This window comes from Embleya sp. NPDC020630 (assembly GCF_044334985.1).
In the GTDB taxonomy this organism is placed as follows: Bacteria; Actinomycetota; Actinomycetes; order Streptomycetales; family Streptomycetaceae; genus Embleya.
This window is the reverse complement of sequence record NZ_JBIRUB010000002.1, coordinates 182,276-209,001: the sequence shown is the minus strand read 5'-3', so window position 1 is coordinate 209,001 and position 26,726 is coordinate 182,276. Positions and strand designations below refer to the sequence as shown.

General features: G+C 72.0%; 25 protein-coding genes. 7 read left to right on the top strand and 18 right to left on the bottom strand.

Features of this window, described 5'->3' with window-relative positions:
- Positions 1 to 519: 519 nt before the first annotated feature.
- Positions 520 to 852, top strand: a complete 333-nt coding sequence (locus tag ACH4XV_RS07125) for a WhiB family transcriptional regulator (RefSeq protein ID WP_078975691.1) — start codon at positions 520 to 522, stop codon at positions 850 to 852.
- Positions 853 to 1,053: 201 nt separating this feature from the next.
- On the opposite strand, the gene ACH4XV_RS07120 is transcribed toward ACH4XV_RS07125, so the two are convergent.
- From ACH4XV_RS07120 to groES, 3 genes are all read right to left on the bottom strand, one after another.
- Complete coding sequence (locus ACH4XV_RS07120; RefSeq protein ID WP_395787338.1) at positions 1,054 to 1,872, bottom strand: SDR family oxidoreductase; 819 nt, start codon at positions 1,870 to 1,872, stop codon at positions 1,054 to 1,056.
- Positions 1,873 to 2,078: 206 nt separating this feature from the next.
- Entirely contained in the window at positions 2,079 to 3,707 is a 1,629-nt protein-coding gene (gene groL, locus ACH4XV_RS07115; protein ID WP_395787336.1) for a chaperonin GroEL, read from the bottom strand.
- 134 nt (positions 3,708 to 3,841) lie between these two features.
- A complete protein-coding gene (gene groES, locus ACH4XV_RS07110; protein WP_078975694.1) occupies positions 3,842 to 4,150 on the bottom strand; it encodes a co-chaperone GroES in 309 nt (102 codons plus the stop codon).
- Between the two features lie 335 nt (positions 4,151 to 4,485).
- Here groES and ACH4XV_RS07105 point away from each other — a divergent pair, with 335 nt between their 5' ends.
- Complete coding sequence (locus ACH4XV_RS07105) at positions 4,486 to 5,718, top strand: methyltransferase domain-containing protein (RefSeq protein ID WP_395787334.1); 1,233 nt, start codon at positions 4,486 to 4,488, stop codon at positions 5,716 to 5,718.
- A gap of 18 nt (positions 5,719 to 5,736) precedes the next feature.
- Here ACH4XV_RS07105 and ACH4XV_RS07100 read toward each other — a convergent pair whose 3' ends face one another.
- From ACH4XV_RS07100 to tsaB, 5 genes are all read right to left on the bottom strand, one after another.
- Complete coding sequence (locus ACH4XV_RS07100; RefSeq protein ID WP_395787332.1) at positions 5,737 to 6,630, bottom strand: polysaccharide deacetylase family protein; 894 nt, start codon at positions 6,628 to 6,630, stop codon at positions 5,737 to 5,739.
- Positions 6,631 to 6,918: 288 nt separating this feature from the next.
- A complete protein-coding gene (locus tag ACH4XV_RS07095) occupies positions 6,919 to 7,194 on the bottom strand; it encodes a hypothetical protein (protein WP_395787330.1) in 276 nt (91 codons plus the stop codon).
- Between the two features lie 2 nt (positions 7,195 to 7,196).
- On the bottom strand, positions 7,197 to 8,240 hold the full coding sequence (tsaD, locus tag ACH4XV_RS07090) for a tRNA (adenosine(37)-N6)-threonylcarbamoyltransferase complex transferase subunit TsaD (RefSeq protein WP_395787328.1): 1,044 nt from the start codon (positions 8,238 to 8,240) through the stop codon (positions 7,197 to 7,199).
- The gene (gene rimI, locus ACH4XV_RS07085) at positions 8,233 to 8,721 is read right to left on the bottom strand and encodes a ribosomal protein S18-alanine N-acetyltransferase (protein WP_395787326.1); all 489 of its coding nucleotides are present in this window, start codon (positions 8,719 to 8,721) and stop codon (positions 8,233 to 8,235) included. The genes tsaD and rimI overlap by 8 nt, the downstream gene beginning before the upstream one ends.
- 202 nt (positions 8,722 to 8,923) lie before the next feature.
- A complete protein-coding gene (tsaB, locus tag ACH4XV_RS07080) occupies positions 8,924 to 9,607 on the bottom strand; it encodes a tRNA (adenosine(37)-N6)-threonylcarbamoyltransferase complex dimerization subunit type 1 TsaB (protein WP_395787324.1) in 684 nt (227 codons plus the stop codon).
- Positions 9,608 to 9,757: 150 nt separating this feature from the next.
- Here tsaB and ACH4XV_RS07075 point away from each other — a divergent pair, with 150 nt between their 5' ends.
- A complete protein-coding gene (locus ACH4XV_RS07075; protein ID WP_395787322.1) occupies positions 9,758 to 10,381 on the top strand; it encodes a L,D-transpeptidase in 624 nt (207 codons plus the stop codon).
- Positions 10,382 to 10,596: 215 nt separating this feature from the next.
- Positions 10,597 to 12,897 carry a transglycosylase domain-containing protein gene (locus ACH4XV_RS07070; protein WP_395787320.1) on the top strand — a complete coding sequence of 767 codons (2,301 nt, stop codon included), beginning with the start codon at positions 10,597 to 10,599 and terminating at the stop codon, positions 12,895 to 12,897.
- Positions 12,898 to 12,949: 52 nt separating this feature from the next.
- On the opposite strand, the gene tsaE is transcribed toward ACH4XV_RS07070, so the two are convergent.
- From tsaE to ACH4XV_RS07040, 6 genes are all read right to left on the bottom strand, one after another.
- Entirely contained in the window at positions 12,950 to 13,468 is a 519-nt protein-coding gene (tsaE, locus tag ACH4XV_RS07065) for a tRNA (adenosine(37)-N6)-threonylcarbamoyltransferase complex ATPase subunit type 1 TsaE (RefSeq protein WP_395787318.1), read from the bottom strand.
- 109 nt (positions 13,469 to 13,577) lie between these two features.
- The gene (locus tag ACH4XV_RS07060; protein ID WP_395787316.1) at positions 13,578 to 14,759 is read right to left on the bottom strand and encodes an alpha/beta fold hydrolase; all 1,182 of its coding nucleotides are present in this window, start codon (positions 14,757 to 14,759) and stop codon (positions 13,578 to 13,580) included.
- A complete protein-coding gene (gene alr, locus ACH4XV_RS07055; protein WP_395787314.1) occupies positions 14,756 to 15,886 on the bottom strand; it encodes an alanine racemase in 1,131 nt (376 codons plus the stop codon). Before alr ends, ACH4XV_RS07060 begins: the two co-directional genes overlap by 4 nt.
- A gap of 133 nt (positions 15,887 to 16,019) precedes the next feature.
- The gene (locus tag ACH4XV_RS07050) at positions 16,020 to 17,486 is read right to left on the bottom strand and encodes an NAD(P)H-hydrate dehydratase (protein ID WP_395787312.1); all 1,467 of its coding nucleotides are present in this window, start codon (positions 17,484 to 17,486) and stop codon (positions 16,020 to 16,022) included.
- Between the two features lie 10 nt (positions 17,487 to 17,496).
- Positions 17,497 to 17,865, bottom strand: a complete 369-nt coding sequence (locus ACH4XV_RS07045) for a holo-ACP synthase (protein ID WP_380005386.1) — start codon at positions 17,863 to 17,865, stop codon at positions 17,497 to 17,499.
- Between the two features lie 175 nt (positions 17,866 to 18,040).
- On the bottom strand, positions 18,041 to 18,997 hold the full coding sequence (locus ACH4XV_RS07040; protein ID WP_395787310.1) for an EamA family transporter: 957 nt from the start codon (positions 18,995 to 18,997) through the stop codon (positions 18,041 to 18,043).
- 112 nt (positions 18,998 to 19,109) lie between these two features.
- Here ACH4XV_RS07040 and ACH4XV_RS07035 point away from each other — a divergent pair, with 112 nt between their 5' ends.
- Positions 19,110 to 19,625 (top strand): MarR family winged helix-turn-helix transcriptional regulator, encoded by a 516-nt coding sequence (locus ACH4XV_RS07035; protein WP_395787308.1) that lies wholly within the window; start codon positions 19,110 to 19,112, stop codon positions 19,623 to 19,625.
- A 420-nt stretch (positions 19,626 to 20,045) separates the two neighbouring features.
- Here ACH4XV_RS07035 and glmS read toward each other — a convergent pair whose 3' ends face one another.
- Positions 20,046 to 21,896 carry a glutamine--fructose-6-phosphate transaminase (isomerizing) gene (gene glmS / locus ACH4XV_RS07030; protein ID WP_395787306.1) on the bottom strand — a complete coding sequence of 617 codons (1,851 nt, stop codon included), beginning with the start codon at positions 21,894 to 21,896 and terminating at the stop codon, positions 20,046 to 20,048.
- Between the two features lie 93 nt (positions 21,897 to 21,989).
- Between glmS and coaA the strand changes: the two genes are divergently transcribed.
- Entirely contained in the window at positions 21,990 to 22,958 is a 969-nt protein-coding gene (gene coaA / locus ACH4XV_RS07025) for a type I pantothenate kinase (RefSeq protein WP_078975710.1), read from the top strand.
- 19 nt (positions 22,959 to 22,977) lie between these two features.
- Entirely contained in the window at positions 22,978 to 23,952 is a 975-nt protein-coding gene (locus ACH4XV_RS07020) for a DUF389 domain-containing protein (protein ID WP_395787304.1), read from the top strand.
- Between the two features lie 21 nt (positions 23,953 to 23,973).
- On the opposite strand, the gene glmM is transcribed toward ACH4XV_RS07020, so the two are convergent.
- The 3 genes from glmM to rplM form a co-directional block, all read right to left on the bottom strand.
- Positions 23,974 to 25,341 (bottom strand): phosphoglucosamine mutase, encoded by a 1,368-nt coding sequence (gene glmM, locus ACH4XV_RS07015; protein ID WP_395787302.1) that lies wholly within the window; start codon positions 25,339 to 25,341, stop codon positions 23,974 to 23,976.
- Positions 25,342 to 25,503: 162 nt separating this feature from the next.
- Positions 25,504 to 25,989: a 30S ribosomal protein S9 gene (gene rpsI, locus ACH4XV_RS07010; protein ID WP_078975713.1), complete on the bottom strand. Its 486-nt coding sequence runs from the start codon at positions 25,987 to 25,989 to the stop codon at positions 25,504 to 25,506.
- Positions 25,990 to 26,030: 41 nt separating this feature from the next.
- Positions 26,031 to 26,474: a 50S ribosomal protein L13 gene (gene rplM / locus ACH4XV_RS07005; protein WP_020549205.1), complete on the bottom strand. Its 444-nt coding sequence runs from the start codon at positions 26,472 to 26,474 to the stop codon at positions 26,031 to 26,033.
- Positions 26,475 to 26,726 lie beyond the last annotated feature (252 nt).

Below are 26,726 nucleotides of genomic sequence, written 5' to 3'. Positions count from 1 at the left end.
TTGAGCCTCCACGCCTGTACGTACCGTTTCCTTTGCGGCGGCCCCGAGGGTCGGTGGCTCGGGATCCAGCCCCGACCGCCCTCGTCGCCAACCGCTTCACCCACCCCAACGAGCATCACTCGAAAGGGTTACGGGGGGAGTTCCGCTCCGCCGCCACCACAACGAGGCGACCGTCCCGAAGGACACGCAAGGGTGAAGCCCGGCCGCCTCACGCCACCCGGCAGCCGCCCCGCACACCCCTGTCCTCACCGCTCCCAACCCCGAACGCCCCTCCATGCACACCACGCCCATTCGCACCACATCACCCCAATTAGCCCGATACAGCAGCCATGGACCCCAGTCTGGGTAATTTTTTCGGGATTCGATGCATAAGTGGGAATTAGGATTGGAACTGATCATTTCGTGACACAGTCGCACCTACTTCTGATCGCTTGATCACGACTGTTCTGCACGGTCCGCACCAGAGGTGGCATCCCTGCTCACCGATCACTCGTACGCGATAAGCAAGAGGGACGAGTCATGGCTGATTTCTCGCGACTCCCCGGCCCCAACGCCGATCTGTGGGACTGGCAGCTGTCGGCAGCCTGTCGCGGAGTCGACAGCGCACTGTTCTTCCATCCCGAAGGCGAGCGAGGCGCCGCCAGGGTCGCCCGGGAGGCTTCGGCCAAGGAAGTCTGCATGCGGTGCCCGGTCCGTCGCCAGTGCGCCACGCACGCGCTCAAGGTGCGCGAGCCGTATGGCGTATGGGGCGGGCTCACCGAGGACGAACGGGTCGAACTCGACAGCGACCGCCGGCACGGGGTCGCCGCGGAACGGGCGGCCGCGGCGAGCGGCGCGTCCGTGACGCACTGATCTTCACGACCTGCACGACCTCCACGCATCGCCCCCCACGGGCGCCCGCGCCTCGTCTCCCGCCCCGACGGCGGCGCCCGACAACACCGTCGTGAAACGTTCGGCGGCCCGCCCCCGAGCCAGGGGGCGGGCCGCCGAACGTCGACACGGGCCGGTCGCGCGACACGTGTCGGCACGGGACGCGCGGGAGGGTCCGGCCCGTTATTGGAAGGCGGACATGTCCATCTCCCACACCTTCGGCCAGTCCTTGCCCCGGAAGGAGGCGTCGGTGCCGCCGTCGCAGAAGACCACGGAGCCGACGAAGAAGCTCGACTCGCCGCCGAGCAGGAACGCCACCAGCGCGGCGATCTCCTCGGGCCGGCCGCCGCGACCGGCCGGGATGGTGTTCAGGAACATCTCCATGCCCTCGGCGGTCAGCGGGTCCGTGCGCCCCTCGGCCGTCATCGGGGTCTCGATCAGGCCCGGCGCGATCGCGTTGAGCCGGATACCGTCGGCGATGTACTCGGCGCACCGGGTGCGGGCGTACCAGGCGAGCGCCGCCTTGGTCGCGGGGTAGGCCTGCAGCGCCGCGAACTCGCCGAACGCCTCGGCGGCCGCGCTTGCCCCCGCCTCGTCCCCGGCCAGGCACAACTCGGCCACCTCGACCGGCCAGTTCGGCTGCGCCGTCGTGGAGTTCGAGCTGATCAGCACGACCGAGGCGCCGTCGCCTGCGGCGAGCAGCGGACGCAGCCCCTCCAGGAGCACGATCGCGCCGAAGTAGTTCACCGACACCAGCAGGCCGCCCGACCGACCGGTGGCCGCGGCCAGGCCCGCGAACGGCACGAAGCCGTCGAGCACGCCGCCGGACAGCTCGGTGACCCGCGTGATCGCCTCGGCCCGACCCTCGGCCGTGCCCAGGTCCACGGTGACGTCGGCGTCGCGCAGGTCGACGCCGATCACCCGGTGCCCGTCCGCCTCCAGCCGGGCCTTGGTCGCGGCGCCCAGGCCGGAGGCGGCGCCGGTGATCGCGTAGGTACCCATGTGTCTCCTTCGTGCTGCTCGACGGGATCGGCCGCACCCGGCGGCTGACGGTCCGTCAGTTATCGGGCTCCGGGCACTCTCGCAGATCGGGCCGGCGGCGAAAAGGCCGACGGGCCCGACCGCGGGGATGCGGTCGGGCCCGTCGGGGACGTGCGGGGTGGAACCGGTGCGCGGACTACCCGTGCGCGGAACCGATGCGCGTGGAACTAGTGCGAGTGGCCGTGGCCGCCGTGGCTGTGCCCGGCCGGCTCTTCCTCGGCCGGCTTCTCGACGACCAGGGTCTCGGTCGTGAGCAGCAGCGACGCGATCGACGCGGCGTTTTGCAGCGCGGAGCGGGTCACCTTGACCGGGTCGATGACGCCCGAGTCGACCAGGTTGCCGTACTCGCCGGTCGCGGCGTTGAAGCCGTGCCCGACACCGAGCTCCTGCACCTTGTTGACGATCACGTAGCCCTCGAGGCCCGCGTTCTCGGCGATCCAGCGCAGCGGCTCGACCACGGCGCGACGCACGACCGAGACACCGGTCGCGATGTCGCCGGTCTGGCCCAGGTTCTCCGCGAGCACCGAGGCCGCGTGCACCAGGGCGGTGCCGCCGCCGGCGACGATGCCCTCCTCGATGGCCGCGCGGGTCGCGGAGACCGCGTCCTCGAGACGGTGCTTCTTCTCCTTGAGCTCGACCTCGGTGGCCGCGCCCACGCGGATCACGCACACGCCGCCGGCCAGCTTCGCGAGCCGCTCCTGCAGCTTCTCGCGGTCCCAGTCGGAGTCCGTGGACTCGATCTCACGCTTGATCTGCTTGACCCGGTCGGCGATCGCGGCACCGTCACCGGCGCCGTCCACCAGGGTGGTGGCGTCCTTGGTGATGGTGATGCGACGGGCGCTGCCCAGCACCTCCAGGCCGACCTGGTCGAGCTTGAGGCCGACCTCGGGGGCGATGACCTGACCGCCGGTCAGGATCGCCATGTCCTCCAGCATCGCCTTGCGGCGGTCGCCGAAGCCCGGGGCCTTGACCGCGACCGCGTTGAAGGTGCCGCGGATCTTGTTCACGACCAGGGTGGACAGCGCCTCGCCGTCCACGTCCTCGGCCACGATCAGCAGCGGCTTCGACGCGCCCGCCTGGATGATCTTCTCCAGCAGCGGCAGCAGCTCGGCGATGGCCGAGATCTTGCCCTGGTGGATCAGGATGTACGGGTCGTCGAGGACGGCCTCCATACGCTCCTGGTCGGTGACCATGTACGGCGACAGGTAGCCCTTGTCGAACTGAAGGCCCTCGGCGAACTCCAGCTCCAGACCCATGGTCTGGGACTCCTCGACGGTGATCACACCGTCCTTGCCGACCTTGTCCATGGCCTCGGCGATCAGCTCGCCGATCTGCTTGTCCTGGGCGGACAGCGCGGCGACGGCGGCGATGTCCTCCTTGCCGTCGATCGCGCGGGCGGTACCGAGCAGCTGCTCGGACACGGCGGCGACGGCGAGGTCGATGCCCTTCTTCAGGTCCATCGGGGCCGCGCCGGCGGCCACGTTGCGCAGACCCTCGCGCACCAGCGCCTGGGCGAGCACCGTCGCGGTGGTGGTGCCGTCACCCGCGATGTCGTTGGTCTTGGTCGCGACCTCCTTGGCGAGCTGCGCGCCAAGGTTCTCGTACGGGTCCTCGAGCTCCACCTCACGGGCGATGGTCACGCCGTCGTTGGTGATGGTCGGGGCACCGAACTTCTTGTCGATCACGACGTTGCGGCCCTTGGGGCCGAGCGTGACCTTGACGGTGTCGGCCAGCGCGTTGACGCCGCGCTCCAGCGACCGCCGGGCCTTCTCGTCGAACTGGAGGATCTTCGCCATGAGGGTCTTCGTCCTTAAAGGTTGCTTTTCGACGTCGTACAACCGACTCCGCCCCGGGTCCACCGGCCGCGAGGGCAGGGCGATCCGGGGCGGGGTCGTCGAACCGTCACCGGTTCCGGCGCGTCAGCGCGATGTCACTTCTCGATGATCGCGAGCACGTCGCGGGCCGAGAGAACGAGGTATTCCTCGCCGTTGTACTTCACCTCGGTGCCGCCGTACTTGCTGTACAGCACGGTGTCACCGACGGCGACGTCGAGCGGCAGACGCTGACCGTCCTCGAAACGACCCGGGCCCACGGCCAGGACGACGCCCTCCTGGGGCTTCTCCTTGGCGGTGTCCGGGATCACGAGACCCGACGCGGTGGTCTGCTCGGCCTCAAGCGTCTGAACCACGATGCGGTCCTCGAGCGGCTTGATGGCAACCTTGGTGTTGGCGGTCGTCACGATGCGACCTCCCCCTTCGGAGATCTCACGGAAAAATGTCTGTCGGCGAATGGGACAGATCCGTCGTCGCGGGTGCCGGACCTGCTCGTATCGCACTGGCACACTCATGGGGAGAGTGCCAGCACAGACACTAGGTGGCGGTTAGCACTCCGTCAACCAGAGTGCCAGATTCAGCGCGTCGCGAGCGTTCTTCATACCGATGGGCGCAGACCGATCGAACCGGCTTCATGCCGATGGGCGCAGACCGATCGAACCGGCTTCATGCCGATGGGCGCAGACCGATCGAACCGGCTTCATGCCGATGGGCGCGGACCGATCGAACCGGCTTCATGCCGATGGGCGCGGATCGATGGGGCCGGGCGCTCGGCGAGAATGGCCGGGTGTACACCGACGCCATCGAAGCCCTCACCGCGCTGCGGACCGACGAGGGCCGCTCCCTGCTCGACCTGCTGGCCGGACACGACGCCGCGGACGAGTTGTCGCTGGCCACCCGGTTGCGTCGGGAACATCCGCCGGAGTTGATCGCCGCCGCGCTCACCCAGACCCGGTTGCGGCAGCGCGGCCGGGCCAAGTTCGGGGCGGACGCGGACCGGATGTTCTTCACGTCCAACGGCCTGGAGCAGTCCACCCGGACCTCGGTGGCCGACCACCGGGCCGCCAGGCTGGCCGCGGCCGGCGTCCGCCGGGCGATCGACCTGTGCTGCGGCATCGGCGGCGACGCGCTCGCGCTGGCCCGCGCCGGGGTCGCGGTGCACGCGGTCGACCTCGATCCGGCGACCTGCGCGGTGGCCCGGGCCAACGCGGAGGCGCTGGGCCTGGCCGACCTGCTCACGGTCGAGTGCGCGGACGCGACCGAGGTGGATCCGTCCGGCTACGACGCGGCGCTGATCGACCCGGCCCGGCGCACCGCCCGCGGTCGCACCTTCGACCCCGAGTCGTACGCGCCGCCCTTCTCGTTCCTGACCACCCTCGCCGCCCGCGTCCCCGCCGGCGCGGCCAAGGTGGCCCCCGGCATCCCGCACGAGATCGTGCCCGCCGGTATGGAGGCGGAGTGGGTCTCCGACCGCGGCGACGTCAAGGAGGCGGTGTTGTGGTGGGGCGGGCTCGCCCGGGCCGGTCTGCGTGCCACCCTGTTGCCCGGCGGCGCCGAGCTGGCCTCGGGGGTGGTCCGGCGGGCGCCGGTGGGCCCGATGCGCCGCTACCTCTACGAGCCGGACGGCGCGGTGATCCGGGCCCATCTGGTGTCCGAGGTCGGCGAGTTGGTGGACGGCAACCTGGTGGACGAGACGATCGCCTACCTGACCTCGGACCGGCTGGTGCACACCGCGTTCGCGAGCGTGTACGAGATCACCGACGTGTTGCCGTTCAACCTCAAGCGGCTCAAGGCCCTGGTGCGCGAGCGCGGCGTCGGCACCCTGACGGTCAAGAAGCGCGGCTCGGCGGTCGAGCCGGAGGAGGTCCGCCGCCGGGTCCGCCCCACCGGTCCGAACGCGGCCACGGTGCTGTTGACCCGGGTGGCGGGGGCGCCCACGATGCTGATCGGTCACCCGGTGCCCTGCGGCGGGTGACCGGGGCCGGGGCGGTCCTCAGCCGATGTAGTCCTCCAGGCGCGCGATCGTGAAGCCCTGGGCCTGGATCTTGCGCAGCATGTTGCCGAACATCTCGGTCATCGTGGTGCCCTTGAGCTCACTCGGGCCGCGGAAGTGGGCCAGGATGATGTCGCCCGGGTGCAGCTTCTTCTCCCCCGCGTACTGCATGTCGTTGATCTGCATCGACTCCTGCCACTTCACGATCGCGCCGATCCCGCCGCAACCGCCGGCCACCGTCTGCGTGGTCGCGTTCCAGTTGCCGTAGGGCGGGCGGAACAACGTCGGGCGTTTGCCGTACAGCTCGCCGAGCCGGTCCTGTTGGCCGCAGATCTGGTGCTTTTGCGCATCGGCGCCCAGGGTCTTCAGGTCGGGGTGGGAGAGCGTGTGGTTCTGCACGGTGGCGCCGAGGTCCTGGAGCTTGCGGAAGTATTCCGGGTCCTGGCGCACGTAGGTGTCGTTGAGGAACATCCCCACCGGGATGCGCAGGTCCCGCATCATGTCCAGGAACTTGGGATCCTTCTCCGCGCCGTCGTCGATCGTGATGAACACGATCTTCTCCTGTGTGGGGATCTTCTCCACCACCGGCGGCTTGGGCCCGCCCCCCTTGATCGGCTTGTCCGCGGGCGGGGCCGGCGGCGCGGCGAACGGCTTCAGATTCCACTTCGCGGCGAGCGTGGCGGGGTCGGCGCCGGGGGTGTCCGGCTTGGCCGCGGGCGCCGGTTTGGCGGCTGCGGTCGAGGTACCGCCGGAGGGTGCCTCGGTCGCCTTCACCGACGACGTGCCGTCGGATCCGCCGCCGCAGCCGGTCAGCGCGAGCAGCAGTACGCCGGCCAGGCCGACGCCGACCGAGGCGTATACGCCTCGCCGCTTTTGTACCGTTCCATGCGCCACTGTCGCCGGCCCTTCCGTCGCCTGGACCGTTCGCCCGATCCACCCGCGCCCACGCTACGCGGCGCGGCGGCCTGTCACGGTCCGGACAAGCCCTGTTCAAGGGACTGTCGAAGGACTGTTGAGCAGCCGATGAGCTGGGCACACTCCCGGCAAGGCCAATGGCACGTGCGGCGGCACGCAGCCATCAGCCAAGGCACTCGACCCGCGTCCGGCTTGCGAATGGCCTCCTCGTCGGACGCGGGTCGAGTGTTGCGCCGACTCGGGCGGGGCGAGGGCGGCGCCGAGGCTTCAGGGGCCGATGCTGAGTCGTTCGAAGTTCCAGGTGTGCGGCGGCCGGGCGACCAGGGCGGCCGGCGGCTCGGGCAGCGCCACCGGCGGGCCGGTCCACAGCGCGATCACCACCACGCGGTCCCCGTCGGGTGCGTCCGGGGCGGCGAACACCTCGATCCGCTCCAGGCCGGGCGCGCCGGTCACGACGGGCAGCGCCACCTCGTGCACCCACGCGGCCAGCGCCGCACCGTCGCCGGACTCGGTCCTGGCCTCCCACATCGCCGCGATCGCCATGGTCAGGACACCGCCTGCGAGATCGTGACCGGCATCGACGAGTCGGCCGGGATGGACAGTGTGGAGGGGGCCCGGTCGCGGGCGACCATCTCGGCGCCGAGCGCGGCGACCATCGCGCCGTTGTCGGTGCACAGGCCCGGCCGCGGCACGCGCAGCACGATCCCGGCCGCGTCGCAGCGCTCCTGCGCCAGCGCCCGCAGGCGGGTGTTGGCGGACACTCCGCCGCCCATCATCAGGTGCTCGACGCCGTTCTCCTTGCAGGCCCGGATCGCCTTGCGGGTCAGCACGTCGACCACCGCCTCCTGGAAGGAGGCCGCCACGTCCGCCACCGGCACGCTCTCCCCGGCCCGCTGCCGGGCCTCGACCCAGCGCGCGACCGAGGTCTTGAGGCCGGAGAAGGAGAAGTCGAACGGCGCGTCGCGCGGACCGGTCAGCCCGCGCGGGAAGGCGATCGCGGCGCGGTCGCCCTCGCGCGCCCACCGGTCGATCACCGGGCCGCCCGGGAAGCCGAGTCCGAGCACGCGCGCGACCTTGTCGAACGCCTCGCCAGCCGCGTCGTCGATGGTCGACCCCAGCGGGCGCACGTCGGAGGTGATGTCGGGCACGAGCAGCAGCGAGGAGTGCCCGCCGGAGACCAGCAACGCCATGCACGGCTCGGGCAGCTTGCCGTGCTCCAGCTGGTCCACGCACACGTGCGAGGCCAGGTGGTTGACGCCGTACAGCGGCTTGTCGAGGGCGACCGAGTAGCCCTTGGCCGCGGCGACGCCCACCAGCAGCGCGCCCGCCAGGCCGGGGCCCGAGGTGACCGCGATCGCGTCGATGTCGCCCATCGTGACACCCGCGTCGGCGAGCGCGCGGCGCACCGTCGGCACCATCGCCTCCAGGTGCGCGCGGCTGGCGACCTCGGGCACCACACCGCCGAACCGGGCGTGTTCGTCGACGCTGGAGGCGACCGCGTCGGCGAGCAGCGTGGTGCCGCGCACAATGCCGATGCCGGTCTCGTCGCACGAGGTCTCGATGCCCAGGACGAGTGGTTCGTCAGCCACCGGTGGCCGTTCCTTCCCGACGTTCCTTCAGATCGCAGCGCATCACCAACGCGTCCACGTTGGCGGGCTGGTAGTAGCCCCGGCGCACGCCGATCCCCTTGAAGCCGAAGCGCTCGTACAGCGCCTGCGCGCGGGCGTTGTCCACCCGCACCTCGAGCAGCACGTCCCGGCAGCCGCGCGCCACCGCCAGGTCGAGCAGTTCGGTCAACAACAACGCGCCCAGGCCCGTGCCCCACCGATCGCGGCGCACCCCGATGGTCTGCACGTCGCCCTCGTCGCCGATCACCGCGAGCCCGGCGTATCCCGCCAGGGCGCCGGTCTCGTCCTCGGCGACCACGTAGTGCCGCATCTCCGGTTCCGACAACTCGGACCAGAACATCCCCGCCGACCACGCGTCCTCGGCGAACAACTCGTGCTCGAGTCGCATCACGGCCTCGATGTCCCACCACCGCATCCGCCGCAGGCGAGACCCGAATTCCATGCCGGAAGTCTAGGCCCTGCCCGGCGTGGCCCGGCCGGGCCAGGGCGTGTCCTCAAACCCCCGTCGGGCTCCGCGGCGTCCGGTGCCGCGCATCGGCGTGCCGGAGAAGCAGGTGCATAGTGGTTCTATTCGCCTGTTTCTCCGGGGCGGCGAGGTGCGGTGCCGGGCGTCGCGGTGCTCGGCGGGGGTTTGAGGACACGCCCTACGCCGCGGGCGGGGGCCCCGCGGGGGTGACGGCCTTGTAGCCGGCGGGGACCTGGGCGTCGGGGCGGCGCAGGTAGAGGGGCTCCGGCGGGAGCAGGGCGAGGCCGGCGGTCAGGCGTTCGACGGCGAACGCCGCGAGCGCGGCGGCGTCCGGGTGTTCGGGGCCGCGCACGTCCGCGAACGCCTCCGGGTACAGCGCGGCGCCCGCGCCGACGGCGGGCAGCGCGGTGACGGTCGCGGCCAGGTCGCCGGCGCGGTCCACCGACGGTCCCTCGACGCGCGTGTGGGCGTCGTCGTAGCGCGCCCAGTAGACCTCCTTGCGGCGCGCGTCGGTCGCGGCCGTGAACGGCCCGGCGACCGTGGCGTCGCGGCCGGCCGCGTACGCGAGCGCGTCCAGGGTGCATACGCCGTGCACGGGGATGCCGAGCGCGTCACCCAGCGCGAGCGCGGTCACGATGCCCACCCGCAGGCCGGTGTACGGCCCGGGGCCGACGCCGACCGCGATGTCGGTGAGCTCGGCGCGGGTGCGTCCCGCCGCCCGGAGCACGTCGACGATGCCGGGCGCGAGCAACTCGCCCTGCCGGCGCGCGTCGATCCGGGTGGAACCGGCGAGCACGCGGGAATCGTCGTGGAGGGCGACCGTGACGGCCGGGGTGGCGGTGTCGAAGGCGAGCAGCAGCACGGCACCAGGCTACCGACCGCGGAGCGCGGGCCCGCCCGCCGGCGCCTCCCGGGACGCGTTCGCGGGGAAAAGCCGACCCGGCTCCGACGCGGGGGCACCGGCTGCCGGCACCATGGAGGCCGACACACGGCGGAAGAGGGACCCAAGGCAATGGCGAAGCGGCTCAACCCGGGCGTGGCCGTCGCGGGCATCACCATCGCCGCGCTGGTCGGCGTCGGCTTCCTCGCGGTCCAGGCCGCGAACTCCGCACCGGACAATCGGGGAATAGCGCGTACGAGCACGCCGACCCCGTCCGGCGCCTCCGGCGCGCCCGTGGCGCCGGCCTACGTCCCACCGCCCGTGCCGGCCAACTCCGGCACCGGCAAGCGGGTCGTGTACTCGCTCAAGGACAACCACGTCTGGCTGGTCGACGAGGCCGAGCGCATGTTGCGCGAGTACCGGGTGGCCCCCGCGCCGATCAAGCCGCAGCCGGGCACGTTCCAGGTGACGCTGAAGAAGGAGGAGGCGCAGACCGGCAGCGACGGCCTGCGGATCACCTACTCGGTGCGCTTCGGCGCGGTCCAGGGCGTGCCGCTCGGCTTCGCGGCCACGGACACCCCGCTGGACCAGATCGACAGCGGCGGCAAAGCCGGCCCCTCCCCCACCGGCACCGCCCGCCCGCGCACCTCGGCACCGCCCGCCAAGCAGAGCGCGGGCATCCGCTCGACGCCGGACGACGGCGTCGCGCTGTGGAACTTCGCCCCGGTCGGCACACCCGTCATCGTGGTGCCCTGAGCCCCGGTCGCCGCGCGCCGAGCGCCGCCGCGAGGTCCTGAGCCGATCGGGTCCGCCACGCCACGCCCACCATTGTCCGATTCGGCGGCCTTTCTTCAGCTTTGCCCACATATCATCGGGATGATGATCCCTCTGGCCCCACCGGCCCCACCGGGCACACGCGGGCGACCGGCAGGGCCCGTCAGGGCAATGGCACCGAGGAACAGGTGGGCGGCGTGGCGCACGACTCCTCCGGTCGGAGCAGCGGTCCCGGCGACGTCCAGGGGCCGACTCCCCGGCGCAGGCTGTTCGACTATCCCCGGAGCAATCGCCGGGGTCCGCGCCGTTGGCTGCCCTCGTTCAAGCACCTGCTCACCCTGCTGCTCCTGGCCCTGTCCGGCCTGTTCGCCGCCGTGGGCCTGGTCTACGCGATCACCCCGGTCCCCGAGACGGTCAACGCGCAGGCCCGGCAGGAGAGCAACGTCTGGAACTGGAGCGACGGCACCGAGATCACCCGCACCGGCGCCACCAACCGGCAGGCGGTGCCGCTGGCCGCGATCCCGATCGACGTGCAACACGCGGTGCTCGCCGCCGAGGACCGCTCCTTCTACTCGAACTCCGGCGTCTCGATCACCGGCACCGTCCGCGCCCTGCTGAGCAATCTCGCGGGCGGCGGAGGCGGCCTCCAGGGCGGCTCGACGATCACCCAGCAGTACGTCAAGAACGTCTACCTCACCCAGGAACAGACGCTGGGCCGCAAGTTCAAGGAAGCGATCATCGCGGTCAAGCTCGACCGCACCGTACCCAAGGACGACATCCTCACCGGCTACCTCAACAGCGTGTACTTCGGGCGCGGCGCCTACGGCGTCGAGGCCGCCGCACAGGCGTACTACGGCGTCGACGTCGGGCAGCTCACCGTCGAACAGGGCGCCTACCTCGCGGTGTTGCTCAACGCGCCGAGCGCCAACGACGTGCGCAACGCGGGCGAGGCGGGCCGGCGGCGGATCCTCGCCCGGTGGAACTACGTGCTCGACGGCATGGTCAAGGAGAAGTGGCTGACCCCCGAGCGGCGCGCCGGCATGGTCTTCCCGGAGCCGGTCGATCCGCGCCCGGCGGCCAACCTGGCCGGGGTCAACGGCTATCTGGTCGAGATGGCCAAGCGCTACCTGCTCGACCACAAGGTGGTCGACGAGGACCGGCTCGACGCGGGCGGCTACGCGATCACCACCACGTTCGACAAGCGCAAGACCGAGACGCTGTACAAGACCGTGCAGGACCAACTCGCCCAGTCGCTCGACCCCGCCGGCCGCTCCGCCGACGTCGGGGTGCGGGTGGGCGCCGCGTCCGTGGAGCCCGGCACCGGGCGCATCGTGGCGGTCTACGGCGGGCCGAACTACGTCAAACAGTTCGTCAACGACGCCACCCGCCGCGACGTGCAGGTCGGCTCCACGTTCAAACCGTTCGTACTCGCCGCCGGGCTGCGCGACGGCGCCCAGGACCCGGACGGCAAACGGGTGCGGATCACCCCGGCCACGGTCTACAACGGCAACGACAACGTGGTGATCCACTATCCGAACGGCAAGCCGGTGATCCAGGACGGGGTGCCGTGGCAGCCCGGCAACGAGGACGGCGCGAGCTACGGGCAGATCACCCTGGCGCGGGCGATGGACCGGTCGGTCAACACCGTCTACGCCCAACTCGGCATGGACGTGGGCACCGATCGGGTGGTGCGGGCCGCGGTGGACGCGGGACTGCCCGCGACCACGCCGGGGCTGCGCCCCGTACCGTCCGTCTCGCTGGGCACCTCCACGCCCAGCGCCTTGGACATGGCCTCGGCCTACGCCACCTTCGCCGCCGAGGGCAAGCAGCGCGACGCGTACCCGGTGGACAAGCTCAGCCGCGGCGGCGACACGATCGACCTGCCGGACCACGACGCCAAGGACGCCTACGACAGCCGGCAGGCGGACGCGGTCACCCGGGTGTTGCGCGGTGTCGTGGACGACGGCACCGGATTTCGCGCGCAGGCGCTGAACCGCCCGGCGGCGGGCAAGACCGGCACCACCGACGACAACCGTTCGGCCTGGTTCGTCGGGTACACCCCGGACCTGGCCACCTCGATGGGCATGTTCCGCGAGGACGCCGACACGCACGCGTTCCTGTCCCTGTCCGGCGTCGCCGGGCTGGACCGGGTGGACGGCGGCAACCTGCCGACCCGGATGTGGACGACCTACATGCGCGCCGCGCTCGCCGGCGCCGGCGCAGCCGACTTCCCGGAGGACACCGAGGGCGGTCTCGGCGGTCCCGACACCGGTCTGGTGCCGCCGAGCACCGGTACGCCGCCGCCCGGCACGGCGCCCCCGACGACGGCGCCCGCGAGCAGCGCGCCGCCGAACACCACCCCGCCGACCACGACGGCGCCGACGGGCACCTCCTCGCCGGGTACCTCCACCGGCGGCGGAGCGAGCACCCGCCCGCCGAGCCGGTCCCCGAGCCCGCCCGAAACGCCCGCCTCCCAGGCCCCGGCAACGGGCACCTGACCGAGACCCGGTCCGGCGGATCCCGACGGGGCCGCCGGACCCGCCCGGGGCGTCAGCCCGCCAACCCGTCCAGGTCGGCGCCGGCCCAGCGGGCCCCGATCCCGGTCACCCGGATCGTGCGCACCTCGTCGCCGGCGAAGTCGCCCGCACTCGCGGCGAGCGGGTCCGCCTCGGCGTGGTCGCGGTCGATGGCCACCTCCAGGCGGTCCTCGGTCAGGTCCTCGACCATGCCCTCGCCCCACTCCACGACGGTCACCGACTCGTCGAGCGAGGCGTCGAGGTCGAGGCCGTCGATCTCCGCGGTGACGTCGGCGGAGCCGCCGAGTCGATAGGCGTCGACGTGCACCAGGGCCGGACCGCCGACCTCGGACGGATGTACGCGGGCGATCACGAACGTCGGCGAGGTCACCGCGCCGCGCACGCCCAGGCCCACCCCGATGCCCTGGGTCAGCGTCGTCTTGCCCGCGCCCAGACCGCCGGACAACACGAGCAGGTCGCCCGCCCGCAACACCTTCGCCAACCGGGCGCCCAGCGCGCGCGTGTCCGCGCCGCCGGCGACCGTCACGGTCACACTTCGCACCACTTCAGCACTCCCACCACGCCGGTCCCGTCGGCCCGAACCGCCTCGGACCCCACCGTCGTCCCGAATCCGCCCGCGGTCTCGGGACACCTGCACGGGATCACTGTCCGTCAGGATCCCGACCCACGTCGAATCCGACCTGCGCGGAGGATTCACCGCGCCCGTGCCCACCGGATTTCCCGCCGCGCCGACCGGGCGCGCGCACGGCGCGCGCGAGCAGCCCGCGCAGCGCCGCGTTCACCACCTCCGGATGCTCCAGCGGGGTCAGGTGTCCGGAGTCCGGCACGATCAGCAACTCGGCGCCGGGCAGCGCCTCCTTGATCGCCTCGCTGTGCGAGGCGGGCGCGATCAGGTCGCCCTCCCCGGCCACCACGAGCGTCTCCACCGTCTCCAGCGCCGGCAGCGCGGCCAGCTTGTCGTGCGTCTCGAAGGCGGGGAAGAACTCGGCGATCACGTCGATCGGGGTGCCCGAGATCATCCGGTCGGTGAACCGCACCAGGGTGGGGTCCACCTCCGAGTCGAAGGCGTATCGCTCGGTGAACAGGTACACCAGGTCGCGGGCCGCGCGCCGACCCGCCTCCACCAGCGCGGCGCGCCGGCCGAGGGTACGCAGCAGCCCCGGCGCTATCCGGTGCACCAACCGGGCCCCGGCCGCCGGGATGCCCAGCGTCACCGTCGCCCAGCGGCCCGCCGACGTGTTCATCAGCGCGACGCCGATCACCCGCTCCCCGAACAGCTCGGGGTGCTGGTCGGCGAGCGCCATGATGGTCATCCCGCCCATCGAGTGGCCGAGCAGCACCAGCGGTCCCTCGGGCGCGAGTTCGCCGAGCACGGTGTACAGGTCCGCGCCGAGGTGGTCGATCGTCGAGGTCTCCGGCGCGCCGCGACCGGAGCGGCCGTGGCTGCGCTGGTCGTAGAGCACCAGCCGGTATTCCTCGCGCAACGCGGCCCGCTGGTAGTGCCAGCAGTCCATGTCGAGGCAGTAGCCGTGGCACAACACCACGGTCACCGGGGCGTCCCGGTTGCCGTCCACCTCGGCGTACAACTCGACGCCGTCCTCGGCGGTGATCAGCTGCGGCTCGCCGCGCAGCGTGCCGAACTCGGCGAGCGCGTCCAGTTGGGCCTCGGTACGGCGGCGGAAGGCGCGGCCGACCGTCATGCGCTCGATCGCCACGCCCGCGGCGGCGCCCGCCGCGAGCACGCCGACCGCGGCGCCGACGATGCCGGCCCGGCGGCCGAGCGCGCGGCCGGCGCCGGAGGAGGCGGGTACGGGAGTGGTCACGACGCGCCCGTCCCGGTGTGGACCCTGGGCACGCGGGCGCCGATGCGGGTGACGATCTCGTAGGAGATGGTGCCGATCGCCGCCGCCCAGTCCTCGGCGGTGGGCTCGCCCCGGTCGCCGGGGCCGAACAGGATCGCCTCGTCGCCCGCGCTCGCCTCGTCGTCGCCGAGGTCGACCACGAACTGGTCCATCGCGACGCGGCCCACGATCGTGCGCCGCCGTCCCGCCACCAGGACCGGGCCGACGTTGCTCGCGTGGCGGGGGATGCCGTCGGCGTAACCGGTGGGGATCAGTGCGAGGTTGGTGTCCGTCGGCGCGATCCAGGCGTGCCCGTACGAGACGCCGTGGCCGGCCGGCACCCGCTTGACCCCGGCCAGGTTCGCCGCCAGCGTCATCGCGGGGCGCAGGCCGAAGTCGGCCGGGCCGCCGACCTCGGGCACGGGCGAGAGGCCGTAGCCGGCCAGGCCGACCCGGACCAGGTCGAAGTGGCTGTCGGGCAAAAGCAGTGTGGCCGGCGAGTTGGCCATGTGCCGCACCTCGGGGGTGACCCCGCGGCCCTCGGCGTGGGCGAGCATCGCCACGAACTCGCCCAGCTGGGCCGGTACGGACGGATGCCCGGGTTCGTCGGCGCAGGCCAAGTGCGACCACAGGCCGACCACCTCGACCGTGCCGTCGGCCTGGGCCTTGAGCGCGGCGTCGACCAGGGCGGGCCAGTCGGCGGGCGTGCAGCCGTTGCGCCCCAGGCCGGTGTCCGCCTTCAGGTGCACGCGCGCCGGTCGCTCGGCCGCCCGGGCGGCCGCCACCACCTCGCGCAGCGCCCACGACCCGCTCACCGAGATGTCCACGTCGGCGCGCACCGCGTCCTCGAAGGCGTCCCCGGGGGCCCACAACCAGGCGAGCACCCGGCCGGTGTCGCCCGCCGCGCGCAGCGCCAGCGCCTCCTCGACCACGGCGGTGCCCAGCCAGGTGGCGCCGCCCGCGCGGGCGGCCCGCGCGGAGGGGATCATGCCGTGTCCGTAGGCGTTCGACTTGACCACGCTCATCACCGCCGCCGACCCCACCCGGGCTCGAATGGCCGCGATGTTGTCCCGAATCGCATCCAGATCGATCCGCGCTTCGGCACGCATGGGGCAGGTGGTCCTTCCGACGACGATCATCGAACGCGAGTCCGGGGCGCGGTCCCGGCCGGCCGCCGGGCCCGGAAGATCCCCGAACTCAAGACTCCCAGTGTGGCAGGCCCGGGCCCGGGCGGCGTCCTCCTCATGTGCCGGTGACGTCCGCCCACACCCCCGGCAGCGCCCGGATCAGGTCCGGCGCGGTCACGGGGCCGGGCAGCGTCCGGGCGGCCAGCCCGTGCAGCCAGGCGGCCGCGGAAGCGGCGTCCAGCGCGTCCAGACCGGCCGCGAGCAGCGCGCCGGCCAGGCCGGAAAGCACGTCGCCGCTGCCCGCGGTGGCCAAGCGCGGGGTACCGGTGGGATTGACCCGGGTCCGGCCGTCGGGCGCGGCGATCACCGTGGTGGAGCCCTTCAGCAGGACCACGCAGCCGTACAGCGCGGCGAGCCGGCGCGCGTGCTCCAGCCGCCCCGCCTCGATCCGCTCGCGGGTGACCTCGACACCCGCGGCGGCGAACAGGCGCACCGCCTCGCCCGCGTGCGGGGTCAACAGCGCCGGGGCGGGCCGGGTGCCGGGGGCGGAGCGGGCGAGCAGGGTCAAGCCGTCCGCGTCCACCAGTACGGGCACCTCCGCGTCCAGCACGCTCGCGAAGCGCGCCTCGGCGTCCGGGTCGGTGTCCAGGCCGGGGCCCACCACCCACGCCTGCACCCGGCCCGCCTCGGCCGGGGGCGCCTGGGTCGCCAGCGCCTCCGGATGGGCCGCGAGCACCGGGCCGAGCACGGCGGCCGGCCCCGTGCAGCGGACCGCGCCGACTCCGCCGCGCACCGCCGCGCCGACCACCAGGACCGCCGCGCCCGGGTAGCGGGGGGAGCCCGCGGCCACGCCGAGCACACCGCGCGAATACTTGTCGCTCTCGCCCGAGGGAGAGGGCAACAACCGTGCCACGTCGTCGTGTTGCAGCACGGTCGGGTCCGGCTCCGGCAGGTGCGGGCCGAGGCCGATGTCGACGAGGTGCACCACTCCCGCGTGGGCCGCGCCGGGGTCGATCAGCAGGCCCGGTTTGTGGGTGCCGAAGGTGACCGTCACATCGGCGCGCACCGCCGCGCCCGCGACCTCGCCGGTGTCCACGTCCACACCGCTGGGCACGTCGACCGCGACCACGGTCGCCCCCGACACCCGGGCGAGCAGCGCGGCGGCGGTCGGGCGCAGTGCGCCCCGGCCGCCGATCCCGACGATCCCGTCCAGGACCAGGTCGGCCCGCCCGAGCAGGTCGGCGAGGCCGGGCCCGTCCGGGTCGACCGCCTCCCGCGTCCGGACGCCGGCCGCCCGGGCCCAGGCGAGGCCGGCCGGATGGGCCCGGTCGGGGGCGAGCAGCAGGGCGTCCACGCGCGCGCCGCGCCGGGCCAGCATGCCTCCCGCGTACAGCGCGTCGCCGCCGTTGTCGCCACTGCCCACCAGCAGCACCACGCGGGCCCCGTAGACCCGGTCGAGCAGGCGCACGCAGGTGCCGGCCAGCCCGGCCGCGGCACGGCGCATCAGGGTGCCCTCGGGCAGCGTCGCGAGCAGCGCGCCCTCCGCGGCGCGTACCTGCTCGACCGTGTGTGCGGCGCGCATGGGCGGTCCCCTAGCCCTCGGCGATGACGACAGCGGAAGCGATGCCCGCGTCGTGGCTGAGCGACACATGCCAGTGCGTCACACCCAACACGGCGGCGCGCGCGGCCACCGTGCCGGTGACGGCCAGCAGCGGACGGCCGGAGTCCTCGGTGGTCACCTCGGCGTCCAGCCAGTGCAGTCCGCCGGGCGCGCCGAGCGCCTTGGCCAGCGCCTCCTTGGCGGCGAAGCGCGCGGCCAGCGAGGCGACCCCGCGGGGCTGTCCGGGGCGCACGTTCCGCTCCGCGTCGGTAAACAGCCGATCGGCCAGTCCGGGCGTGCGCTCCAGCGACTGCCCGAAGCGTGCGATGTCCGCCACGTCGATACCCACACCGATGATCACGGCCCGAGCCTATTGCCGGGCACGGCGCCCCGAAGAACACACCGGCCACCCGCGCCGACCCACCCACCGGCGACGCGCCCACAACGCGGCCGGGCCGCATCCCCGGCGGGGATGCGGCCCGATCGGCTCGCGAAACGGTCCTGCGCGGTGCTCGTGGCGGTGTGCTCCCGCCCGCTCAGGAGGCTTCGACGACCTCCGACCGACGGGTCTGCCTCGTGATGGTGACCGGCGCCTCGACCCGCGCCTCGGGGGCGCGGCGGGGGGCCCGCTGGCCGAGCACCATCGCGCCCAGGGCGATCACCAGGCCGAGCACCTGGAGCGGGGTCAGCGTCTGGCCCAGCACGATCAGGCCGGCGAGCGTGGCGATCACCGGGTTGACCAGGCCGAGGAAGGAGGCCACCCCGGCGCCGAGGCGCTCGATGCCGCGGAACCACAGGACGTAGGCGAGCGCGGTGCCGATCAGCACGAGGTAGCCGAAGCCGAGCAGGTTGCGGCCGGTGGGCACCGGCGGCATGCCCTCGACGGCGAACATCAGCGGGACGATGACCATGCCGCCGACGGTGAGCTGCCAACCGGTGGTGGCCAGGAGCGAGACGCCTTCGGGACGACCCCAGCGGGCCGACATCACCACGCCGGTCGCCATCAAGGTGGTGGCCAGGAGCATCAGGCCGACCCCGATCGGGTCGATTTTCGCCTGCGAGCTCAGCACCAGCAGGCCGACCCCGATCACCCCGCCGACGCCGGCGAGCAGCACCCGGGGCTGCGTGCGCACCTTCAGGACCAGGAAGGACAGGCCCGCGACGATCAGCGGCGACACCGCGCCGATCGTGGCGGCGACACCGCCGGGCAGGCGGTAGGCGCCGGCGAAGATCAGCGGGAAGAACAGTCCGACGTTGAGCATCCCCAGGACGAACGAGCGCCACCACCACACGCCGGTGGGCAGTCGGCGCGACAGGGCGACCAGGATCAGCCCCGCGGGCAGCGCCCGCACGCCCGCCGCGAGCAGCGGCCGATCGGCCGGGAGCATCTCCGTGGTCACGAGGTAGGTGGTCCCCCACGTGGCCGGGGCGACGGCCGTCGCCAGGAGCATCCCCAGGCGACCGAGTCCCTTGCTACCGCCCTGAACCGCCATGACTTTCACCTCAACGCTAGTTTTACGAGCACTGACTATCTGAACGTTGAGATAAGTAAATACCTTGGATCTGCGAGCGTCAAGTAGATGAGCGTTGAGATAAATTGGAGCCATGAACGGACGTGACGCAATTGATGACGTATGGGACCAATGGCACCGTGAACGCCCCGAGATCGACACCGACCTGCTGGATGTGATGGCCGCCGTCGGCCGCATGAACCGACTGCGCCGGTACATCGACCAGACGTTGCGGACCTACTTCGCCCGGTACGGGCTCGACTTCTCCGAGTTCGACGTGCTGGCCACGCTGCGCCGCTCCGGCGGCGTCGAGGGGGTCAGCGCGGGCACGCTGCTGCGCTCGGCGATGGTGACGTCGGGCGCGATCACCAACCGGGTGGACAAGCTCACCGCCAAGGGCCTGGTCGAGCGCTCGGTCAGCACCGAGGACCGCCGCTCGGTCCGGGTCAGGCTGACCCCGGAGGGCATCCGGCTCGTGGACGACATCCTGCTCGGCCACATCGAGAACGAGGCGCGCTTTTTGGCCGTGCTCGACGACGGGGAGCGCGACCTGCTCAACGGCCTGCTGCGCAAGCTCCTGATCGCCCAGGGAGACACCCACCTGGGCTGATCATCAGGGCGCTTCGCGCCGGCTCGCGAGGGGCTGTTTGTCTGGCGCTTCGCGCCGGCTCGCGAGGGGCTGTTTGTCTGGCGCTTCGCGCCGGCTCGCGAGGGACCACTTTTCTGCTCCCCCGCTTCGCTCCTCCGCAGAAAAGCGGCCCCTCGCTCGGGGGCGGGTGTCCCTCCGCTTCGCTCCGGGCCACCCGACCCAAACTTCGCGGCTCCGCCGCTCTCCGCGCTTCGCGCGTCGATCCCGGGGGCGACCCGGGTCGTGGGCGCTGACGCGCCACGGGAGCGGCGGGTAGGGGCAGCGGCCTCGCCGCGCCCGACCCGGCCCGGCCGGTCCCGCACCGGAGCCGGCGCTCGACAAGACCGCCCCGCGCCCCCCCTCATTCGAGGAGGGTGCGGGGCGGCCGATGCGCGGGGCGGACTACTCGACCGTGACCGACTTCGCCAGGTTGCGCGGCTGGTCCACCTCGTGGCCCTTGGCCGTGGCCAGCTCACAGGCGAACACCTGGAGCGGCACCGTGGACACCAGCGGCTGCAGCAGCACCGGCGTGGCCGGGATGCGCACCAGGTGGTCGGCGTACGGCACGACCGCCTCGTCGCCCTCCTCGGCGATCACGATGGTGCGCGCGCCGCGGGCCCGGATCTCCTGGATGTTGGACACGATCTTGTCGTGCAGCACCGAGCGCCCGCGCGGCGACGGGACCACCACGACCACCGGCAGACCCTCCTCGATCAGCGCGATCGGGCCGTGCTTGAGCTCGCCCGCGGCGAAGCCCTCGGCGTGCATGTACGCCAGTTCCTTGAGCTTGAGCGCGCCTTCGAGGGCCACGGGGTAGCCCACGTGCCGGCCCAGGAACAACACCGAGCCCGCGTCCTTGAGCGATCGCGCCAGCTCGCGCACCGGCTCCATGGTGTCCAGGACCTTGTCCACCATCTCGGGCATCGCCGCGAGCTGCTCGATCACCTCGGTGATCTCGTCGCCCCACTTGGTGCCGCGCACCTGGCCCAGGTACAGCGCGACCAGGTAGCACGCGACCAGCTGGGTCAAGAACGCCTTCGTCGAGGCCACCGCGACCTCGGGGCCGGCGTGCGTGTACAGCACGGCGTCCGCCTCGCGCGGCATCGTCGAGCCGTTGGTGTTGCAGATCACCAGCACCTTGGCGCCCTGCTCGCGGGCGTGCCGCTGGGCCATCAGGGTGTCCATCGTCTCGCCGGACTGCGAGATCGTCACCACCAGCGTCTGCCGGTCCAGGATCGGGTCGCGGTAGCGGAACTCGCTGGCCAGCTCGACCTCGCAGGGCACCCGGGTCCAGTGCTCGATCGCGTACTTGGCGATCAGGCCCGCGTGGAACGAGGTACCGCAGGCGATGATCACCACCTTGTCGATCTCGCGCAGCACCTCGTCGGCGATCCGCACCTCGTCGAGCACCAGGCGCCCGTCGGTGCCGATCCGGCCGAGCAGGGTGTCGCCGACCGCCTTGGGCTGCTCGGCGATCTCCTTGAGCATGAAGTAGTCGTAGCCGTCCTTCTCCGCGGCCGACACGTCCCAGTCGACGTGGTACTCGCGAAAGGCCGCCGGCGCGCCGTGGAAGTCGGTCACCGTGACGCTGTCCCGGCGCAACTCCACGACCTGGTCCTGGCCCAGCTCGATCGCCTCGCGCGTGTGCTCGATGAACGCGGCCACATCCGAGGCGAGGAAGTTCTCGCCGTCGCCGCGACCGACCACCAGCGGGGAGTTGCGGCGCGCGCCGACCACCACGTCGGGGGCGTCGGCATGCGTCGCGACCAGGGTGAACGCACCCTCCAGGCGGCGGCAGACCCGGCGCATCGCCTCGGCCAGGTCCTGCCCCGCGCCCGGGAACTCCTCCGCCAGCAGGTGCGCGACGACCTCGGTGTCCGTCTCGGAGGCGAGCTTGTGCCCGCGCTCGGCCAGCTCGGCCCGCAACGCCGCGAAGTTCTCGATGATCCCGTTGTGCACGACGGCGACCCGACCCGCGTTGTCCAGGTGCGGATGCGCGTTCACGTCGTTGGGCGCGCCGTGTGTGGCCCACCGCGTATGACCGATGCCACACGTCCCCACCGGAAGCGGCGACTGCGTCAGCGCGTCCACGAGGTTGGCCAGTTTCCCGGCCCGCTTCTCGCTCACCAGCGCGCCGTCGACGAGCACGGCCACCCCGGCCGAGTCGTAGCCGCGATACTCCAGCCGCCTGAGCCCGCCGATGACCACATCCAGCGCCGATTGAGCGCCCACATATCCCACAATCCCGCACATGGGGGCCAGCCTACGGGGTCCGCATCGAGCCGGCGGAAACACGTTCGACGGCCCGGCGACGGGCGGTCCGCGACCACTGACGACAATGAGTGGGTGCATTCCTTCGCGGCTCAGGGACCGGCTCGCGACCTGTCCCCCTTCGTCGAACTCGACCGCGCCGCCTGGACCCGACTTCGGGCCGGGACGCCGCTGCCGCTCACCGCGGACGAACTCGAGCGCCTGCGCGGTCTGGGCGACGTGGTGGACCTGGACGAGGTCTCCGACGTCTACCTGCCGCTGTCGCGCCTGCTCAACCTCTATGTCGGCGCCACCCGGGGCCTGGGTCGCGCGCTGACCACGTTCTTGGGCAACGGCGAGAACCCGGGGATACCGTTCGTGATCGGCGTCGCCGGCAGCGTCGCCGTCGGCAAGAGCACCACCGCGCGCATCCTGCGCGAACTGCTCGCCCGCTGGCCCGACCACCCGCACGTGGAACTGCTGACCACCGACGGCTTCCTGTACCCCAACGAGGAGCTGGAACGCCGCGGCATCATGCACCGCAAGGGTTTCCCCGAGTCCTACGACCGGCGGGCCCTGGTGCGCTTCGTGGCCGACGTCAAGGCGGGCAAGCCCGAGGTCACCGCGCCGGTCTACTCGCACCTGACCTACGACATCGTGCCGAACGAGCGGTTGACCATCCACCGGCCCGACATCCTGATCGTCGAGGGCCTGAACGTGCTGCAACCGGCGTCGCCGACCGCCGACGGGCGCCCCCGGCTCGCGCTGTCCGACTTCTTCGACTTCAGCGTGTACGTGGACGCGCGCACCCAGGACATCCGCCGCTGGTACCTGGAGCGCTTCCTCAAGCTGCGCCAGACCGCGTTCCGCGACCCGGCCTCGTACTTCCGCAAGTACGCGGTGATGACGCCCGACGACGCGCTGCGCTACGCGGAGAACACGTGGGCGACGATCAACGAGGTCAACCTCGTGCAGAACATCCGCCCCACCCGCGGGCGCGCCACCCTGGTGCTGCAAAAGGACGCGGAGCACGCGGTGAGCCGACTGCGGCTGCGCAAGTTGTGAACCCGGGTACCTTCACGGGATGTTTCATCTTCGTCTGATCGTCCCCGTGGAGCGCAGCGCCGCCGTGCGCGACCTGCTGCTCACCGAGCCCGGAGCGACCCACCTGGTGATCTGGCCGGGCGCCGCGGTGCAGCCCGCGGGCGACGTGATCTCCTGCGACCTCGCCCGTGAGGCCACCAGTTCGGTGCTCGCCGAACTGCGCGCACTGGACCTGCACCGGGACGGCTCGATCGCGCTCGAGGACCTGGACGTGATGTTGTCCCGCTCGGCCGAGGAGGCGGAGCGGGACGCGCCGGGCGAGAGCGCCGACTCCGTAGTCTGGGAGGAGATCGAGGAGGCCACCTCCGAGGAGTCGACCCTCTCGGTGACGTTCCTGGCCTTCTTGACGGTGGCCACCATGATCGCGGCGTGCGGCGTGCTGCTCGACAACGCGATCCTGATCGTCGGCGCGATGGTCGTCGGCCCCGAGTTCGGACCGCTGGCCGGACTGTGCGTGGCCGCGGTACAACGCCGGCCCCGGCTCGCCGCCCGCTCCGGGCTCGCCCTGCTGATCGGCTTCCCGGTCGCGATGCTGGCCACCATGGCCTTCACCGGGCTCCTGGGCGCGCTCGACCTGGTCGACCGGGACATGCTGGAACGCCCGCGCCCGCTCACCGAGTTCATCTATCAACCGGACTGGTTGTCGTTCTGGGTCGCGCTGTTGGCCGGTGTCGCGGGCATGCTCTCGTTGACCAGCGCCAAGTCCGGCGCGCTGATCGGTGTGCTGATCTCGGTCACCACCGTGCCCGCCGCCGCGAACGCCTCGGTGGCGATCTGGTACACCGACTACGCGCAGGCCGGCGGCTCGCTGGGCCAACTCGGCCTGAACCTGGGCGCCATCGTCATAGCCGGCACCCTGACCCTGCTTGTCCAGCGCGGCCTGTGGAACCTCCAGACCGCCCGCACCAAGCGGCGACCCCCGACCATCGCGCCGGGAGCCGCCGAGTCGTCGTGAACTCGCGCGAGTTCGAGTGCCCTACTCCAGCGCGAGCAACGTGCGTACCACCTCGGCCAGATGCGCGGCCTCGTCGTGCGCCTGGTCGTGGGTCTCGGCCTCGACCATCACCCGGACCAGCGGCTCGGTGCCCGACGGACGCAGCAGCACCCGGCCGGTGGCGCCCAGCCGCTCCTCCACCAGCGCGACGGCGTGGGCGAGTTCGGGGGTGGTGTGCACCCGGGTGCGGTCCACGCCGGCGACGTTGACCAACTGCTGCGGCAGGCGGGTCATCACCGACGCCAACTCGTGCAGCGGCTTGCCGGTCTCCGCGACGCGCGCGAGCAGGCGCAGCGCGGTCAGCGTGCCGTCGCCGGTGGTCGCGTGCTCCAACAGCACCACGTGGCCCGACTGTTCGCCGCCCAGCGAGAGCCCCGAGGCCTGCATGGCCTCCAGCACGTAGCGGTCGCCGACCGCGGTCTCCACCATCTTGATGCCCGCGGCCTGCATGGCCAGCCTGAGCCCGAGGTTGGACATGACGGTGGCCACCAACGTGTTGTCCACGAGATGCCCGCCGTCGCGCATGGCCAGCGCGAGCACCGCCAGGATCGCGTCGCCGTCGACCAACTCGCCGCGCGCGTCCACCGCCAGGCACCGGTCGGCGTCGCCGTCGTGCGCGATGCCCGCGTCGGCGCCGTGCTCGACCACGGCCGCCGCGAGCGCGTCCATGTGCGTGGAGCCGCAATTGTCGTTGATGTTCAGGCCGTCGGGCTCGGCGTGGATCGCGATCACCTCGGCCCCGGCCCGGCGCAGCGCGTCCGGCGCGACCGCCGAGGAGGCGCCGTTGGCGCAGTCGACGACCACCTTGAGCCCATCCAGGCGGTGCGGCAGGGACGACAGCAGGTGCTCGACGTAGCGCTCGTGGCCCTCGGGGTGGTCCTGTACCCGGCCGACCGCGGAGCCGGTCGGCCGCTCCCACTCGGTGCCGAGCAGCGCCTCGATCCGGTCCTCCACCTCGTCGGGCAGCTTGTGCCCGCCGCGCGCGAAGAACTTGATCCCGTTGTCCGGCATCGCGTTGTGGCTCGCGGAGAGCATCACGCCCAGGTCCGCGCCGAGCAGCCCGGTCAGGTAGGCGATCGCCGGCGTCGGCAACACGCCGGCACGGTAGACGTCCACACCCGCGCCCGCGAGCCCGGCGACCACGGCGGCCTCCAGGAACTCCCCGGACGCCCGCGGGTCACGACCGACCACGGCGAACGGCCTGCGGCCGTGCCCTGATTGCGGAATCCCGTCCCGGCCGCGTGATCCGAGCACCCGCGCGGCGGCGACCGCCAGGTCGAGCGCCAGTTCCGCGGTCAGCCGGCCATTCGCCAGGCCACGCACGCCGTCCGTACCGAAGAGTCGTCCCACAGTTGGATCTCCCGCATACATTCCGGATGTCTCGGACACTACCTCTCGGCGCCGCTCCTCCAGGAGAGGCGCCGGAAAAAAGCATCAGGCCCCGGGGGCACGAACCGTGCCCCCGGGGCCTGAATGACGCTGCGAACAGCCGCAGAGGGTGCTGCGGGCTGTTTAGCGCTTGCTGTACTGAGGCGCCTTGCGCGCCTTCTTCAGACCGTACTTCTTGCGCTCCGTGGCACGCGGGTCACGGGTCAGGAAGCCGGCCTTCTTGAGCGCCGGGCGGTTCGCCTCGACGTCGGCCTCGTTCAGCGAACGGGCCACACCCAGACGCAGCGCGCCGGCCTGGCCGGAGACGCCGCCACCGTGGATGCGGGCGTGCACGTCGTAGCGGTCGTCCAGCTCGAGCACCTTGAAGGGCTCGTTGACCAGCTGCTGGTGCACCTTGTTCGGGAAGTATTCCTCGAGCGAACGCCCGTTGATCTTCCACTTGCCGGTGCCGGGCACGATGCGAACGCGCGCGACGGCCTCCTTGCGGCGGCCGGTGGCCGCGCCCGCCTGCGGCTCGCTGAAGCGCGACGCGAGCGACTCGGAGGTGTAGCTCTCGAGCGGAAGACCCTCGGTCTCCTCGATCGGGGTTTCTGCAATGGTCTCGGCCACTGTTCTCCTCAAACTATTCGTTCGTCAGGCGGTGGCCGTGACTACTGCGCGACCTGGGTGATCTCGAACGGAACCGGCTGCTGCGCCGAGTGCGGGTGCTCGGAACCGCGGTACACCTTGAGCTTCGACAACATCTGCCGACCCAGGGTGTTCTTCGGGAGCATGCCCTTGATGGCCTTTTCCACGGCCTTCTCGGGGTTCTTCTCCAGCAGCTCGTCGTAGCGGACGGCGCGGAGGCCACCCGGGTAGCCGGAGTGGCGGTACGCCATCTTCTGGCTGCGCTTGTTGCCCGACAGGTGAACCTTGTCGGCGTTCACAATGATGACGAAATCGCCGGTGTCGACGTGCGGCGCGTACACCGGCTTGTGCTTACCCCGGAGCAGGGCAGCAGCCTGGGTGGACAGACGGCCGAGCACGACATCGGTCGCGTCGATGACGTGCCACTGACGCTGGACGTCGCCGGGCTTGGGGCTGTACGTGCGCACGGTCGATAGCCTTCGCTTCTTCGTGAGTGTGTGCTGACGGATGCCGACTGGCTGTCCGGGAGATGATTCCGAACCATGCGGACTCCGGTGGCCGGCGGCCCGGCGTACCGACTCCACTCAAGCAAGCCAATACGCACAACGAACCGGCACAATACCGGGTCAAGGGGGTGCCGGTCAAAACGAGCAATGGGGCGATGATTTGCTCATGCCCCTCTCCAGCGTAAGCCATCGCCGGGGGTGCTCCGACCGTGC